Annotated in this window: 15 protein-coding genes; 9 read left to right on the forward strand and 6 right to left on the reverse strand. The window is 62.6% G+C overall.

The annotated features are described in order from the left end of the window. The first annotated feature begins 77 nt into the window (after window positions 1-77). The gene (nadB, locus tag HX807_RS15825; protein WP_003211997.1) at window positions 78-1,694 is read left to right on the forward strand and encodes an L-aspartate oxidase; all 1,617 of its coding nucleotides are present in this window, start codon (window positions 78-80) and stop codon (window positions 1,692-1,694) included. Here the strand turns inward: nadB and HX807_RS15830 are convergent. Both HX807_RS15830 and HX807_RS15835 read right to left on the reverse strand, forming a co-directional pair. After that, window positions 1,663-2,115, reverse strand: coding sequence for a protein YgfX (locus tag HX807_RS15830; RefSeq protein WP_008437845.1), 453 nt, complete (start codon window positions 2,113-2,115; stop codon window positions 1,663-1,665). The two genes, nadB and HX807_RS15830, sit on opposite strands and share 32 nt — an antisense overlap. Further along, the gene (locus HX807_RS15835) at window positions 2,099-2,353 is read right to left on the reverse strand and encodes a succinate dehydrogenase assembly factor 2 (RefSeq protein WP_003212000.1); all 255 of its coding nucleotides are present in this window, start codon (window positions 2,351-2,353) and stop codon (window positions 2,099-2,101) included. Before HX807_RS15835 ends, HX807_RS15830 begins: the two co-directional genes overlap by 17 nt. Window positions 2,354-2,492: 139 nt before the next feature. Between HX807_RS15835 and HX807_RS15840 the strand changes: the two genes are divergently transcribed. Next, window positions 2,493-3,434, forward strand: coding sequence for a folate-binding protein YgfZ (locus HX807_RS15840; RefSeq protein ID WP_102604220.1), 942 nt, complete (start codon window positions 2,493-2,495; stop codon window positions 3,432-3,434). Window positions 3,435-3,470: 36 nt separating this feature from the next. Then, a complete protein-coding gene (locus HX807_RS15845; RefSeq protein ID WP_134325888.1) occupies window positions 3,471-4,292 on the forward strand; it encodes an HDOD domain-containing protein in 822 nt (273 codons plus the stop codon). Here HX807_RS15845 and HX807_RS15850 read toward each other — a convergent pair whose 3' ends face one another. Together HX807_RS15850 and HX807_RS15855 are read right to left on the reverse strand one after the other, a co-directional pair. Next, window positions 4,293-5,678 carry a sensor histidine kinase gene (locus HX807_RS15850; protein ID WP_003212006.1) on the reverse strand — a complete coding sequence of 462 codons (1,386 nt, stop codon included), beginning with the start codon at window positions 5,676-5,678 and terminating at the stop codon, window positions 4,293-4,295. Then, complete coding sequence (locus HX807_RS15855) at window positions 5,671-6,342, reverse strand: response regulator (protein ID WP_003212008.1); 672 nt, start codon at window positions 6,340-6,342, stop codon at window positions 5,671-5,673. The genes HX807_RS15850 and HX807_RS15855 overlap by 8 nt, the downstream gene beginning before the upstream one ends. 236 nt (window positions 6,343-6,578) lie before the next feature. Between HX807_RS15855 and HX807_RS15860 the strand changes: the two genes are divergently transcribed. From HX807_RS15860 to HX807_RS15880, 5 genes are all read left to right on the forward strand, one after another. Further along, window positions 6,579-7,859: an OprD family porin gene (locus HX807_RS15860; RefSeq protein ID WP_008437839.1), complete on the forward strand. Its 1,281-nt coding sequence runs from the start codon at window positions 6,579-6,581 to the stop codon at window positions 7,857-7,859. A 28-nt stretch (window positions 7,860-7,887) separates the two neighbouring features. Beyond that, the gene (locus HX807_RS15865; protein ID WP_161635736.1) at window positions 7,888-8,874 is read left to right on the forward strand and encodes a tripartite tricarboxylate transporter substrate binding protein; all 987 of its coding nucleotides are present in this window, start codon (window positions 7,888-7,890) and stop codon (window positions 8,872-8,874) included. A 130-nt stretch (window positions 8,875-9,004) separates the two neighbouring features. Next, a complete protein-coding gene (locus HX807_RS15870; RefSeq protein ID WP_008437838.1) occupies window positions 9,005-9,463 on the forward strand; it encodes a tripartite tricarboxylate transporter TctB family protein in 459 nt (152 codons plus the stop codon). Between the two features lies 1 nt (window position 9,464). Then, window positions 9,465-10,979, forward strand: a complete 1,515-nt coding sequence (locus tag HX807_RS15875) for a tripartite tricarboxylate transporter permease (RefSeq protein WP_087692609.1) — start codon at window positions 9,465-9,467, stop codon at window positions 10,977-10,979. Beyond that, a complete protein-coding gene (locus tag HX807_RS15880) occupies window positions 10,972-12,009 on the forward strand; it encodes an AbrB family transcriptional regulator (RefSeq protein ID WP_003212018.1) in 1,038 nt (345 codons plus the stop codon). Before HX807_RS15875 ends, HX807_RS15880 begins: the two co-directional genes overlap by 8 nt. Before the next feature lie 68 nt (window positions 12,010-12,077). Here the strand turns inward: HX807_RS15880 and ung are convergent, their stop codons facing one another. Then, window positions 12,078-12,770 (reverse strand): uracil-DNA glycosylase, encoded by a 693-nt coding sequence (gene ung / locus HX807_RS15885; RefSeq protein WP_003212020.1) that lies wholly within the window; start codon window positions 12,768-12,770, stop codon window positions 12,078-12,080. A gap of 135 nt (window positions 12,771-12,905) precedes the next feature. Between ung and HX807_RS15890 the strand changes: the two genes are divergently transcribed. Continuing rightward, a complete protein-coding gene (locus tag HX807_RS15890) occupies window positions 12,906-14,018 on the forward strand; it encodes an enoyl-CoA hydratase/isomerase family protein (RefSeq protein ID WP_177050454.1) in 1,113 nt (370 codons plus the stop codon). On the opposite strand, the gene HX807_RS15895 is transcribed toward HX807_RS15890, so the two are convergent. Further along, entirely contained in the window at window positions 14,012-14,461 is a 450-nt protein-coding gene (locus HX807_RS15895; RefSeq protein WP_177050435.1) for a DUF3757 domain-containing protein, read from the reverse strand. The genes HX807_RS15890 and HX807_RS15895 overlap by 7 nt on opposite strands. Between the last annotated feature and the right edge of the window lie 82 nt (window positions 14,462-14,543).

The raw sequence follows: 14,543 nt of genomic DNA on the forward strand, positions 1-14,543 counted from the left end.
CCGTGTCACCCTTTGATTCGCCGATCCAGGCGTCCTGTTTGCGCCCCCTACGGATCGCTTTTTGCGGAATCCTTCAAATGAGCCAACAGTTTCAACACGATGTCCTGGTGATTGGCAGCGGCGCCGCGGGCTTGAGCCTTGCACTGACCTTGCCGGGCCACCTGCGCATAGCCGTACTGAGCAAGGGCGACCTCGCCAATGGCTCGACGTTCTGGGCCCAGGGCGGTGTCGCCGCGGTGCTCGATGACACCGACACGGTGCAATCCCACGTCGAAGACACCCTGAATGCCGGCGGCGGCCTGTGCAATGAAGAGGCGGTGCGCTTCACCGTCGAGCATAGCCGCGAAGCCATCCAGTGGCTGATCGACCAGGGCGTGCCCTTCACCCGCGACGAACATTCCGGCACCGACGACGGCGGCTTCGAGTTCCACCTGACCCGCGAAGGCGGCCACAGCCATCGGCGGATCATCCATGCCGCCGACGCCACCGGCGCCGCGATCTTCAAGACCCTGCTCGCCCAGGCCCGGCAACGCCCCAACATCGAACTGCTGGAACAGCGGGTCGCCGTCGACCTGATCACCGAAAAGCGCCTTGGCCTGCCGGGCGAACGCTGCCTCGGCGCCTACGTGCTCAACCGGGCCAGCGGCGAAGTCGACACCTACGGCGCGCGCTTCACCATTCTCGCCTCGGGCGGCGCAGCGAAGGTCTACCTCTATACCAGCAACCCCGACGGCGCCTGCGGTGACGGCATTGCCATGGCCTGGCGTTCGGGCTGCCGGGTGGCGAACCTGGAATTCAACCAGTTCCACCCCACTTGCCTGTATCACCCGCAGGCCAAGAGCTTCCTGATCACCGAAGCCCTGCGCGGCGAAGGCGCACACCTGAAGCTGCCCAACGGCGAACGTTTCATGCAGCGCTTCGACCCACGAGCAGAACTGGCCCCGCGGGACATCGTCGCCCGGGCCATCGACCATGAAATGAAGCGCCTGGGCATCGACTGCGTCTACCTGGACATCAGCCACAAGCCCGAAGCCTTCATCAAGACCCATTTCCCGACGGTCTACGAGCGCTGCCTGGCGTTCAATATCGACATCACCAAGGGCCCGATCCCGGTCGTCCCGGCGGCGCACTACACCTGCGGCGGCGTGATGGTCGACCAGAACGGCCGCACCGACGTGCCCGGCCTGTACGCCATTGGCGAAACCAGCTTCACCGGCCTGCACGGCGCCAACCGCATGGCCAGCAATTCGTTGCTGGAGTGTTTCGTGTACGCCCGCTCCGCCGCCGCCGACATCCTTGAACAGCTGCCGCGCATCCCGGTGCCGGCCGCCCTGCCCCGCTGGGACGCCAGCCAGGTGACCGATTCGGACGAAGACGTGATCATCGCCCACAACTGGGACGAGTTGCGGCGCTTCATGTGGGACTACGTGGGCATCGTGCGCACCAACAAGCGCCTGGCGCGGGCGCAGCACCGGGTTCGACTGTTGCTGGATGAGATCGACGAGTTCTACAGCAACTATAAAGTCAGCCGCGACCTGATCGAGCTGCGCAACCTGGCCCAGGTGGCGGAACTGATGATCCGCTCGGCCATGGAGCGCAAGGAAAGCCGGGGATTGCATTACACCCTCGACTACCCGCAAATGCTGCCCGAAGCGCGCGACACTATTCTGGTGCCAACCACCTACGGCGGCTGAACTTCAAGCGCACCCGCAGGCGCCGATGCACATCGGTAGCCTGCGAATCCCGTGGCACGCAGATCGAACGCACCCGCCAGTCACCCTGCACCCGAAAGCGCAGCACCACGATCAACGGCAACGCCAGGCTGTCGGGGCGCAGTTGCACGCTGTGCCAGCCACGCGCGGCGCTCCACAACTGCCAGCCATCCTCGTCGCGACGCAGGCCACGGATCGACGAACGGTGAGTCAGCAGGATATGACGCGGCAATACCCAACCGGCATGGGCCAGGCACAACAAGGCGCCAAAGGCTCCGAACCACGGGGACACATCGAGAAACCACAGCGCACCCAGTGCGAACGCCTGGGCGAAAAGATAAGCCGCCAGCAACTGCCCGGAGGCGTGCCAGCGGCATTCGAACGTATTACTTGGGCTGGACACGATCCAGAATCATCCGAACCATGCGCTGCAGCTCCGGGTCTTCCGATTCGGCGCGTTCCATGAACCAGCCGAACATGTCCTGATCCTCGCATTCCAGCAGCTTGCGGTAGCAGTCGCGGTCGACGTCGTTGAGGTGCGGATAGACCTCCCTGACGAACGGTACCAGCAACACGTCCAGTTCAAGCATGCCGCGTCGGCTGTGCCAGTAGAGGCGATTGAGTTCTACATCTTCGACCATGGAGCGCTCCTCAAATAGAGCGCAAGTATACAGGCCGAAGCTGCCTGGAACAGTCGGCTTTGGTCGGCCATACGGAAACTATCCATTTGCCGGGCGCCCCTCTATGATGCACTCATGACTTTTTAACCTGCGATGACCCATGGCTGACTCTGCTTTTTTCTGCCCCCTGTCCCACGAAGGCGTTCTCGCCGTCCGCGGTGCCGACGCTGCCAAGTTCCTCCAGGGACAACTGACCTGCAACCTTAACTACCTGAGTGACACCCAGGCCAGCCTGGGCGCGCGCTGCACCCAGAAGGGGCGCATGCAGTCGAGCTTCCGCATCCTGCTGCAAGGCGATGGCGTGTTGCTGGCCATGGCCACCGAACTGCTGGAGCCACAACTGGCGGACCTGAAAAAGTACGCCGTGTTCTCCAAATCCAAACTCACCGACGAAAGCGCTGCCTGGGCGCGTTTCGGTGTGTCGGATGCCGATCAGGTACTGGCCGGCCTCGGCCTCCAACTACCCGCCGAGACCGACAGCGTGGTGCGCAGCGACGACCTGATCGCCATCCGCGTATCGCCGGGCCGTGCCGAACTCTGGGCCCCCGCCGCCCAAGCTCAAACCCTGCACAGCCAACTCGCCGCACAATTGAACGAAGGTGAACTGAACCAATGGCTGCTGGGCCAGATCCGTGCCGGTATCGGCCAGGTCATGCCCCAGACCCGCGAACTGTTCATCCCGCAGATGCTCAACCTGCAAGCCGTCGGCGGCGTCAGCTTCAAGAAAGGCTGCTACACCGGCCAGGAAATCGTCGCGCGCATGCAGTATTTGGGCAAACTCAAGCGTCGCCTGTATCGCCTGAGCCTGAATGCCGGCGAGCTGCCTGAGCCCGGCACCCCACTGTTTTCCCCGAATCACAACAGCGCCATCGGCGAGGTGGTGCTTGCCGCCCGTGCCGATCAGGCGATTGAACTTCTAGCGGTGCTGCAAGCCGAAGCAGCAGAGAGTGGCGATGTGCATGTAGGCACGCTGGAAGGCCCGGGCCTTCAGCTGCTCGACCTGCCCTACCAGCTGGACCGTGATCGCGAGATCCAGCGCTGATCGTCGTACCTTTTTGCTACACCCTAGAGATCTTGAATGAACAAGCTGGCGGAAAAAGTCCAACAGGCGTTGGTTGTGGCCATCGATAACGATGACCTGGTTCTGCCAACGCTGCCGGAAGTGGCCCTGAACATTCGCCAGGCCGCCGAAGACCCGGACATCAGCATCAGCCACCTGAGCAAAGTGATCGGCCGCGACACCGCCTTGTCGGCGCGGCTGATCAAAGTGGTCAACAGTCCGCTGTTGCGCGCGACCCAGGAAGTCACCGACCTGCACACCGCCATCACCCGCCTGGGCACCAACTACAGCAGCAACCTGGCGATCGGCCTGGTGATGGAACAGATCTTCCACGCCCGTTCCGAAGTGGTCGAACAGAAGATGCGCGACGTCTGGCGGCGCAGCCTGGAAGTGGCCGGCGTGAGCTATGCGTTGTGCCGCAACCACAGCCAGTTGAAGCCTGACCAGGCCGCGCTGGGTGGGCTGGTGCACCAGATTGGCGTGCTACCGATCCTGACCTACGCCGAAGATCACTATGAACTGCTGTCCGATCCGGTCAGCCTCGATCACGTGATTGAAAGCATCCACCCGTTGCTGGGGGACAAGCTGCTGCGGCGCTGGGACTTCCCGGAAATGCTGGTGAACCTGCCGGCGCAGTACATGAACCTTGAGCGCGACTCCGAGCGCCTGGACTATATCGACCTGGTGCAGGTCGCCGTGTTGTATTGCCACCGCGACACTGACCACCCGCTGGCCAGCGTGCCGATATTGACGGTACCTGCGATCAAGAAGCTGCGACTCGACCCCTACAGCGACACCTTGCGCGCCGAGCTGGATGAAGCACGGTCGATGTTCTACTGATTACCCCGCGATAAAACTGACCCGCACTTTCAACCCCGCCAACTCTCCGTCATGCAAGCTGATCTGCGCCAGGTGTGCCCGGCAGATCTCGCCAACAATCGCCAACCCCAAGCCCGCCCCCAAGCCCTGCTGGCTGCGCCGATAGAAGCGCTCGAACACTCGGTCCCGCTCATCCAGCGGGATGCCCGGGCCGTCATCTTCCACCTCAAGTACCGCCGGCGCCGTGACCCGCAAGATCACGTTGCCGCCCGGGGGCGTGTGGGCCAGGGCGTTGTCCACCAGGTTGCTCAACAACTCGTTCAACAAGGTGGGCTCGCCCCGCAGCCACACCGGTTCATCCGCCTCCAGCGCCAGGGCCACGCCACGCGCATGGGCCAGCGGCGCCATGGCCATGCCCAGCTCGCGAGCCAACTGGCTCAGGTCCAGCAACTGGGCCCCGCCTTCGGCAATCGCCCGGGCGCCGTTTTCGATGCGCGCCAGCGAGAGCAATTGATTGGCCAGGTGAGTCAGGCGATCAGTGCCCTGGGCTGCGGTTTCCAGGGTGGTGCGCCAGGTAGCCGGGTCTTCGGCACGCAGGCCAAGCTCCAAGCGTGCCTTGAGCGCTGCCAACGGAGTGCGCAGCTCATGGGCGGCATCGGCAATAAACTGTGCCTGGCGCTCGAACTGCCCGCGCAGGCGTTCGGTGAAATGGTTGAGCGCATGTACCAGCGGGCCCAATTCATGCTGCACCTCCACCAGCGGCAAAGGCCGCAGGTCATCGGGCTGACGCTCTTCCACGGCCGTGCGCAAGCGCTCCAACGGCCGCAGCGCCGCACTCACGGCAAAGAACACCAACAACAATGCACCGATGGCCAGCATCCCCAAGCGCAGCAAGGTATCGGCCATCAGGCTGCGCGCCATCGCCACCCGCGCCTCGTCGGTTTCGGCCACGCGGATTTCCGCCATGCCGTTCATGTTCGGCTCGGAGACTGCCTTGAGCAGGCTGACCACTCTCACGTTCTGGCCCTGATACCTGGCGTTATAAAAGCGCGCCAGCGCCGGATAGTCATCGGTGCGTGGAGTGCCCGGCGGCGGGCCCGGCAGGTTTTCGTAGCCGGAAATCAGCTTCTGGTGAATATCGTTGACCTGGTAGTAGATTCGCCCGGCGCTGTCGTAGGCGAACGTATCCAGGGCGACGTAGGGCACATCGGCACTCAAGGTGCCGTCGCGGTGGGACAGGCCGGCCGCAATGGTCCGCGCCGAGGCCAACAGCGTGCGGTCGTAAGCCGTGTCCGCCGCCTCGCGCCCATTCCAGTAAGCGCTCAAGCCGCTGGCAATCATCAACACCACCAGCAACAGCGCCAGGTTCCACAGCAGGCGCCAGCGCAGGCTGCTGGGCTTATGCATCGCGGGCTTCCAGCAGGTACCCCAGGCCACGGAAGGTGACGATGGCCACAGGCTGGCCATCGAGTTTCTTGCGCAGGCGGTGCACGTAGATTTCGATGGCATCGGGGCTGGCCTCTTCATCCAGGCCAAACACCTGGGAAGCCAGTTGCTCCTTGCTCATGACCCGGCCCGGGCGCGCGATCAGCGCCTCAAGCACCGCCTGCTCGCGGGAGGTCAGGGTCAGCAGTTCACCACCCAGGGTGAAGCGCCGCGTATCCAGGTCGTAAATCAGCACGCCACACGCCTGTTGCCGCTCACCGCCCAGCACGCTACGGCGCAGCAGCGCCTTGACCCGGGCTTCCAGCTCCGTCAGTTCGAACGGCTTGGCCAGGTAGTCATCCGCCCCCAGGTTGAGGCCATGCACGCGGTCCTTCACATCGCTGCGTGCGGTCAACATCAACACCGGCAGATTTTTTCCACGGGCCCGCAGGCGCGCCAACACTTCAAAACCGTCCATGCGCGGCAGGCCCACATCGAGAATCGCCACCGCGTATTCCTCGCTGCTCAAGGCCAGGTCCGCCGCCACTCCATCGTGCAACACGTCGACGGTCAAACCCGTGCTCTTGAGCGCCTGGGCGACACTTTCGGCTAGCTGCAAATGGTCTTCGACCAGAAGGACACGCATGGGTTTTTACCTCGTTCGGGGGTGGTCGGCGCCACGCTTTGCCGGGGAGTTTACAGGCGCGGCCTGCGCTGTGAAGCCCGAAAACATTGAAAGGCGACTGAAAGGTTAGTGAAAGCTTCGCCCTTTAGCATCCAGCCACGGTGGGTTTCGCCTGCCGAGCTATTTCACCCATAGCGCCCGAAAAACGCCTCGAAGCGTTTTCGCCAAAATAAGAACAATAACGGAGTACACCCACGATGCTGCGCACACAGCCGCCTGCTCGTTCTTCTCGTATCACCCAGACCGCCCTTGCCAGTGCCGCCGCCCTCGCCGGCTTTTCGCCCGCAGGCCAGGCCGCCTTTTTCGAGGACAGCACCGCCACCCTCGAAACCCGCAACATGTATTTCAACCGCGACTTTCGCGACGGCACCAGCGCACAACAATCCAAGCGCGACGAGTGGGCCCAGGGCTTCATGCTCAACCTGCAGTCGGGCTACACCGACGGTACCGTCGGCTTCGGCGTGGATGCGCTGGGCATGCTCGGGGTCAAGCTCGACTCCAGCCCCGACCGCACCGGCACCGGGCTGTTGCCGACCCACGACGACGGCCGCGCCGCCAACGAATATTCCAAACTCGGCCTGACCGGCAAAGTGAAGATCTCCGCCACCGAGCTGAAGATCGGCGCGCTGATCCCCGAATTGCCGATCCTCAAGCCCAACGACGGGCGCATCCTGCCGCAGACGTTTGAAGGCGGCCTGCTCAGTTCCAGGGAATTCAAGAACCTGGTGTTCACCGGCGGCCGCCTGAACAAGGCCAAGGACCGCGACGACACCAACTACGAAGACATCGGCCTCAACAACAAGAACAGCCGCTTCCTCAGCGGCGCCACCGGCAAGCATTTCGACTTCGGCGGCGTGGACTACAAGTTCGCCGACAAGATCACCGGCAGCTACCACTTCGCCCAACTCGACGACGTGTACCGCCAGCATTTCCTCGGCCTCGTGGCCTCGCGCCCGATGGGCCCCGGCACCTTCGGCGCCGACCTGCGCCTGGCCGTCAGTGACGACACCGGCGCGGCGCGCGGCGGCAAGATCGACAACACCTCCCTCAACGGCCTCTTCAGCTATGCCCTCAATGGCCATAAGCTCAGCGCCGGTTACCAGCACATGTCCGGCGACAGCGCCTTTCCCTACGTGGACGGTAGCGATCCTTACCTTGTCAACTTCGTGCAGATCAACGACTTTGCCGGCGCCGAAGAACGCTCCTGGCAGGCCCGCTACGACTACGACTTCGCCAAGCTGGGGATTCCCGGCCTGAGTTTCATGAGCCGTTACCTGTCGGGTGACAACATCAAGCTCAAGAACGGCGAGACCGGCAAGGAGTGGGAACGCAACAGTGAGATCCGCTACGTGGTGCAAAGCGGCACGTTCAAGGACGTGGCCGTGCGTCTGCGCAATGCCACCTACCGTTCCAACTATTCGGCCCGTGATGCGGATGAAGTGCGCCTGCTGGTGAGCTACAGCGTCGCACTCTGGTAACAGCAACCTCATAACAACAATGATGGAGATGAACATGACCCTTTCACTGCGTAAATTTGCCCTGACGGCCAGCTGCATGCTGTTCGCCAGCCAACTGCTGGCCGCCGAGCCCAAGCGCCCGGAGTGCATCGCCCCGGCGTCCCCTGGCGGTGGTTTCGACCTGACCTGCAAACTGGCGCAGAGCGCGCTGGTCAACGAGAAACTGTTGAGCAAGCCGATGCGCGTGACCTACATGCCCGGCGGCGTGGGCGCGGTGGCCTACAACGCCGTCGTGGCGCAGCGTCCGGCCGACGCCGGCACGCTGGTGGCGTGGTCCAGCGGCTCGCTGTTGAACCTGGCCCAGGGCAAATTTGGCCGCTTCGATGAAAGCGCCGTGCGCTGGCTCGCGGCCGTCGGCACCAGCTACGGTGCCATCGCGGTGAAAAGCGATTCGCCCTACAAAAACCTCGACGATCTGGTCAAGGCCCTGAAGAAAGATCCGGGCAGCGTGGTCATCGGTTCCGGCGGCACCGTCGGCAGCCAGGACTGGATGCAAACCGCCCTGATCGCCAAGGCCGCCGGCATCAACCCGCGTGACCTGCGTTACGTGGCACTGGAAGGCGGCGGCGAGATCGCCACCGCCCTGCTTGGCGGCCATATCCAGGTAGGCAGTACCGACATCTCCGACTCCATGCCGCACATCCTCAGTGGTGACATGCGCCTGCTGGCGGTGTTCTCCGACGAACGCCTGGACGAGCCGGAAATGAAGAACATCCCGACCGCCAAGGAACAAGGCTACGACATCGTCTGGCCGGTGGTGCGTGGCTTCTACCTCGGGCCAAAAGTCAGCGACGAAGACTATGCCTGGTGGAAAGACGCCTTCGACAAACTGCTGGCTTCCGAAGAGTTCGCCAAGCTGCGTGACCAGCGCGAGCTGTTCCCGTTCGCCATGACCGGCCCGGAGCTGGACACCTACGTGAAGAAACAGGTGGCTGACTACAAAGTGCTGGCCAAAGAGTTCGGCCTGATCCAGTAATCGCCCCTCTGTGGGAGCGGGCTTGCTCGCGAAAAACTTCAACGATGACGCGTGCTGCCTGTATAAACGCGACGTCCTGGCGTTCTTCGTGAGCAAGCTCGCGCCTACAAGAGTCTCCAAGGAGTTTCCCATGCTCTTACAACGCATTTTCGCCTCAGTGATGTTGCTGGTCTGTGCCGGCCTCGCACTGATGGCCTGGCCATATCAGGCGTCGTTTTCCTACGAGCCGGTAGGGCCTCGGGCCTACCCGCTGCTGATGCTCGGGCTGATGGGCCTGGGCCTGATCTACATGCTGTTTCGTCCACAGCCCACCAAGCACACAGAAGAAGAGCCCGCGCTGGACCGCCAGACCCTGATCAAGATCGGCATCTGCGTCGGGTTGCTGCTGGTGTTTGCCGGCACCTTCGAACCCTTGGGTTTCATCCTCAGCAGCATGCTGATCGGCATTCCGATGGCGCGCCTGTATGGCGGCCGCTGGATGCCCAGCGTGGTGATCGTGACCTTGATGAGCATCGGTCTTTACCTGCTGTTCGACAAGGCCATGGATGTACCGCTGCCGCTCGGCCTGCTTGAAGTTCTGGAGAACTGATATGGATACGTTCAGCTATTTGGGCCAGGGCTTCGGCGTTGCACTGACCCCTTACAACCTGATCACCGCACTGTGCGGCACCTTGATCGGCACCGTGGTCGGCCTGTTGCCGGGCCTTGGGCCGATCAACGGCGTAGCGCTGTTGATCCCCATCGCATTTGCCCTGGGGCTGCCGCCTGAGTCGGCCTTGATCCTGTTGGCGGCCGTGTACCTGGGCTGCGAATACGGCGGGCGCATCAGCTCGATCCTGTTGAACATCCCGGGTGAAGCTTCCACCGTGATGACCACCCTCGACGGCTACCCGATGGCTCGCAAAGGCCTGGCGGGCGTGGCGTTGTCGCTGTCGGCGTGGAGTTCGTTCATCGGTGCGTTTATCGCCACCTGCGGCATGGTGCTGTTCGCCCCGCTGCTGGCCAAATGGGCGATTGCCTTCGGCCCGGCGGAATATTTCGTACTGATGGTGTTTGCCATCGTCTGCCTGGGCGGCATGGCCGGTGACAAGCCGCTGAAGACCTTTGTCGCGGCCTTGATCGGCCTGTTTCTGTCAGCAGTGGGTATCGATGCCAACAGCGGCGTGTACCGCTTCACCGGCGATAACATCCACCTGACCGACGGCATCCAGTTCGTGGTGCTTGTATTGGGCCTGTTCTCCATCAGCGAGATCCTGTTGCTGCTGGAAAAAACCCACCGTGGCCAGGAAGCCGTGAAAGCCACCGGACGCATGATGTTCAACCTGAAGGAAGCTTGCGCGGTATTCGTCGTGAATATTCGCTGCGGCCTGCTGGGTTTCATCATGGGCGTATTGCCGGGCGCGGGTGCCACACTGGCCTCGGCCGTGGCCTACATGACCGAAAAACGCCTGGCCGGTGCCAGCGGTAAATTCGGCCAGGGCGACATGCGCGGCCTGGCGGCTCCGGAAACCGCGATCGGCGCTTCCGCCTGCGGCGCCCTGGTGCCGATGCTGACCCTCGGCGTACCCGGCTCGGGCACCACGGCGGTGATGATCGGCGCCCTGTCGCTGTACAACATCACCCCCGGCCCGCTGCTGTTCCAACAGCAACCGGACATCGTCTGGGGCCTGATCGCCTCGTTGTTTATCGCCAACATCATGCTGGTGATCCTCAACATCCCGATGATCCGCATCTTCACCCGCATCCTTGCCGTGCCGAACTGGGCACTGGTGCCGGTGATCGCCATCATCACTGCGATCGGTGTGTACGCGGTTCACGCCACCACCTTCGACCTGTTCCTGATGGTCGGCATCGGCATCTTCGGCTACATCCTGCGCAAGCTGGATTTCCCGCTGTCGCCGGTGCTGCTGGGCTTTATCCTCGGCGGGTTGATGGAGCAGAACCTGCGTCGTGCGCTGTCGATTTCCAACGGCGAATTGCAGATCCTCTGGTCGAGCCCGATCACCTTCGGCGTGTGGGTACTGACGGCCTTGATGCTGTTGTTCCCGCTCCTGCGCATCTGGCGCAAGCGTTCCCTGCAGCGTCGTGCCGTGGCCGATGTCTGAGGCCACGTTCAGAAACTGGTGGGCAACACCGCTGGTCGGTCTGCTGGGCGGGTATCTCGCCAGCCAGATCGGCTGGCCACTGCCGTACATGGTCGGCTCGTTGCTGGCGATCATCCTGGTGCGCTGCCTGACACCCTGGCAGCTCGCGGAAATTCCCGGCGGCCGCAAATGCGGCCAATGGGTGGTGGGCATCGGCATCGGCCTGCACTTCACCCCGGTGGTGATCGAGCAGGTGATGAGCCACTTCGGCCTGATCTTCTTCGGCGCGCTGGTCACCAGCCTCTCCAGCATTGTGGGCGTGTGGTTGATGCGCCGCAGCGGTGAAGACCGTGCCACGGCGTTTTTCTCGAGCATGCCGGGTGGGTCGGGGGAGATGGTCAACCTCGGCGCACGCAATGGCGCAGTGCTCAGCCGCGTCGCGGCGGGCCAGAGTTTGCGGGTATTGGTGGTGGTGCTCTGTGTGCCGGCGGCGTTCAAGTATTTGCTGGGGGAAGGTGCCCCGCAGTTTCATCCGGCGACGGTGGATTGGACCTGGCTGGCGCTGCTGTTTCCCGTCGGCGCCCTGGTGGCCTGGGGCTGGCAACGCTTGCGTCAGCCAAACCCCTGGCTGTTCGGGCCGCTGCTGGTCAGTGCCGCCGCCAGCATTACCTGGGACTTGCACATCGGGCTGCCCGACGGCGGCAGCCAGATCGGCCAGTGGCTGATCGGCAGCGGCCTGGGTTGCCACTTCAACCGGCAGTTCTTCCGGCGCGCGCCGTTGTTCATGGGACGTACGTTGATCGGTACGGCGTTGACCATGTTGATTGCGACGCTGGCGGCTGTGGGCTTGAGCGCACTCACACATCTGGACCTGCGTTCGCTGACACTGGGCATGATGCCAGGCGGAATTGCGGAAATGAGCCTGACGGCGGAAACCCTGCAATTGTCGGTGCCATTGGTGACGGCGATGCAGGTGATGCGTTTGTTGTTTGTGCTGTTTCTGGCGGAGCCGTTGTTTCGGCACTGGAACCGGCAGCCAGACAAAATCTGAAGCCTAAGAGACATTCAATTGTAGGAGCTGTCGAGCTTTAGCGAGACAGCTCCTACATTGGAGCTATGTCAAACCGGCGGCAATCGCCACTCGATCGGCGTCTCGCCATTCTGCTCAAGAAACTTGTTGGTGCGGCTGAAATGCCCGCAGCCAATAAACCCTCTATAGGCCGACAACGGCGACGGATGCACCGACGTCAGCACCAGGTGCTTGGTGGCGTCGATCAGCTTCTGCTTGCCCTGCGCATGGGCGCCCCACAGCAAGAACACCAGGTGCGGCTGATGCTCGCTCACCACTTCAATAATCCGATCGGTAAAGAACTGCCAGCCCTTGCCCGCATGGGCGTTGGCATTCGCGCGCTCCACGGTCATGGTGGTGTTGATCATCAGCACGCCCTGGTCGGCCCAGCTTTGCAGGTAGCCGTGGTTGGGAATGTCGATGTTCAGGTCACGCTTGAGTTCTTTGTAGATATTGACCAGCGACGGCGGTGCCGGCACGCCCGGTTGCACCGAGAAGCACAAGCCGTGGGCCTGGCCCGGGCCGTGATACGGGTCCTGGCCGAGGATCACCACCTTGACCTTGTCCAGGGGCGTTGAGTTGAGTGCGTTGAAGATCATCGGGCCGGGTGGATAGATCTCCTTGCCTGCCGCGTGCTCCTGGCGCAGGAATTCCCGCAACTGGGCCATGTACGGCTGGTCGAACTCGTCACGCAGGGCGTGTTTCCAGCTGGGTTCGAGTTTGATACGGTCGTCGGTGGTCATGGTTACGCTGTCTAGTCAAAAGAATGAGGCGAACCCTAGGAAAGCCGACCTTGCTTGTCAATTGATCTGACGCAGATACCGCACTTTCCTGCGAAGCGATCATACTGAACCTTCACTTTCTCGATTGAGGTCATGATGAACCTGCACTTCGAAGAGCTGATTGGCACCGGCGGCGCCCGCGTTGGCATCGCCAGCCTGGACGCGGAAAAATCCCTCAATGCCTTGTCGTTGCCGATGATCCTGGCCCTGAGCGAACGCCTGGACGCCTGGGCCAAAGACCCGCAAATCGTCTGCGTGCTGCTGCGCGGCAATGGCCCCAAGGCTTTTTGCGCCGGTGGCGAAGTCCGCAGCCTGGCCCAGGCCTGCCGTGAACATCCCGGCGAAGTACCGGCGCTGGCCGCGCAATTTTTCGCCGCGGAGTACCGCCTCGACTACCGCCTGCACACCTATCCCAAACCGCTGATCTGCTGGGGCCACGGCTATGTGCTGGGCGGTGGCATGGGCTTGCTGCAAAGCGCCGCCGTGCGCATCGTCACGCCGAGCAGCCGCCTGGCCATGCCGGAAATCAGCATCGGCCTGTACCCGGACGTGGGCGCCAGTTGGTTCCTGTCTCGCCTGCCCGGCAAGTTGGGGTTGTTCCTCGGCCTGACCGGCGCCCATATAAATGGCCGCGACGCCCTGGACCTGGGCCTGGCCGACCGCTTCCTGCTGGATGAACAACAAGACGAACTGCTTGAAGGCCTGCTGCAACTGAACTGGCAGGAACAGACCGACATGCAGCTCAACAGCCTGCTCAAGGCCCTGGCCCAGGAAGCCGCCGGCCAGTTGCCCGAAGCCCAATGGCTGCCGCGCCGTGGGCAGATCGACGAGTGGCTGGACGTGGGGGATGTGCGCTGTGCGTGGCGAGCCTTGAGCCAGTTACGCGATCACACCGACCCGCTGCTCCGCCGCGCAGGCAAGACCCTGAACGAAGGCTGCCCGCTGACCGCGCACCTGGTGTGGGAACAGATCCAGCGCGCGCGGCACCTGTCCCTGGCCCAAGTGTTCCAGATGGAATACACCTTGAGCCTGAACTGCTGCCGTCACCCGGAATTCAGCGAAGGTGTGCGGGCGCGGTTGATCGACAAGGACCAGCAGCCACACTGGCACTGGCCGGACATCAACTTGATCCCCGAGGCCGTGGTGCAGGCGCACTTCCACAAGGTCTGGGAAGGGCGGCATCCGCTGGCGGACCTGTCTGACTATTGAGCGCCCGCCGGCGCTTTTTTGCCCTCGAACGTGAAGGCACAATTATCGGGTTGGTGGTCGTCGCACTGGAAAACCTGTTGCCCGAAAGCATCGGTGCCCGGTACCCAATGCGTGGTATCTGCCAGCGACATCGCCCCTCCGGCTTGAGCCGTGCCGTACCTCAGGGTGACTGTCTTACCCCTCAGGGTTTTATAAATGCACTTTTCCAGATAGCCATGCTTGCGCTCGTCCTGCTCGCTAGGAGTAAAAAGCGCGCCGACAAAGGTTTCCACGAATTCCCCGCCGCTCATTGCCTGGCTTATCCATGGCGAGTCGCTGTCAGTTCCCTGAAAGTGACCGTCAACGTACCGTACAGCACTCGGGTAAGGACAGGATTGCGCTGCTGCCAACGTACTGACGCCAAGAAAAGCAAAAAATAACAGGTAGAGCGGGCTGACGTTCATGTCATGGGTTCCATCAGTCGATGCTGGAAGCGATACGCCAAACAGGCGACTGCTCCCAATTAACTACAGGCGTAACCCACAG

The sequence above is a fragment of the Pseudomonas sp. D8002 genome (genome assembly GCF_013385695.1).
Classification (GTDB): Bacteria; Pseudomonadota; Gammaproteobacteria; order Pseudomonadales; family Pseudomonadaceae; genus Aquipseudomonas.

Excerpts from the sequence above, each read along its gene's own strand:
- nadB (WP_003211997.1), top strand. The coding sequence starts at position 78 with ATGAGCCAACAGTTTCAACACGATGTCCTGGTGATTGGCAGCGGCGCC.
- HX807_RS15835 (WP_003212000.1), bottom strand. The coding sequence starts at position 2,353 with ATGGTCGAAGATGTAGAACTCAATCGCCTCTACTGGCACAGCCGACGC.
- HX807_RS15840 (WP_102604220.1), top strand. The coding sequence starts at position 2,493 with ATGGCTGACTCTGCTTTTTTCTGCCCCCTGTCCCACGAAGGCGTTCTC.
- HX807_RS15845 (WP_134325888.1), top strand. The coding sequence starts at position 3,471 with ATGAACAAGCTGGCGGAAAAAGTCCAACAGGCGTTGGTTGTGGCCATC.
- HX807_RS15850 (WP_003212006.1), bottom strand. The coding sequence starts at position 5,678 with ATGCATAAGCCCAGCAGCCTGCGCTGGCGCCTGCTGTGGAACCTGGCG.
- HX807_RS15855 (WP_003212008.1), bottom strand. The coding sequence starts at position 6,342 with ATGCGTGTCCTTCTGGTCGAAGACCATTTGCAGCTAGCCGAAAGTGTC.
- HX807_RS15860 (WP_008437839.1), top strand. The coding sequence starts at position 6,579 with ATGCTGCGCACACAGCCGCCTGCTCGTTCTTCTCGTATCACCCAGACC.
- HX807_RS15865 (WP_161635736.1), top strand. The coding sequence starts at position 7,888 with ATGAACATGACCCTTTCACTGCGTAAATTTGCCCTGACGGCCAGCTGC.
- HX807_RS15870 (WP_008437838.1), top strand. The coding sequence starts at position 9,005 with ATGCTCTTACAACGCATTTTCGCCTCAGTGATGTTGCTGGTCTGTGCC.
- HX807_RS15875 (WP_087692609.1), top strand. The coding sequence starts at position 9,465 with ATGGATACGTTCAGCTATTTGGGCCAGGGCTTCGGCGTTGCACTGACC.
- HX807_RS15880 (WP_003212018.1), top strand. The coding sequence starts at position 10,972 with ATGTCTGAGGCCACGTTCAGAAACTGGTGGGCAACACCGCTGGTCGGT.
- ung (WP_003212020.1), bottom strand. The coding sequence starts at position 12,770 with ATGACCACCGACGACCGTATCAAACTCGAACCCAGCTGGAAACACGCC.
- HX807_RS15890 (WP_177050454.1), top strand. The coding sequence starts at position 12,906 with ATGAACCTGCACTTCGAAGAGCTGATTGGCACCGGCGGCGCCCGCGTT.
- HX807_RS15895 (WP_177050435.1), bottom strand. The coding sequence starts at position 14,461 with ATGAACGTCAGCCCGCTCTACCTGTTATTTTTTGCTTTTCTTGGCGTC.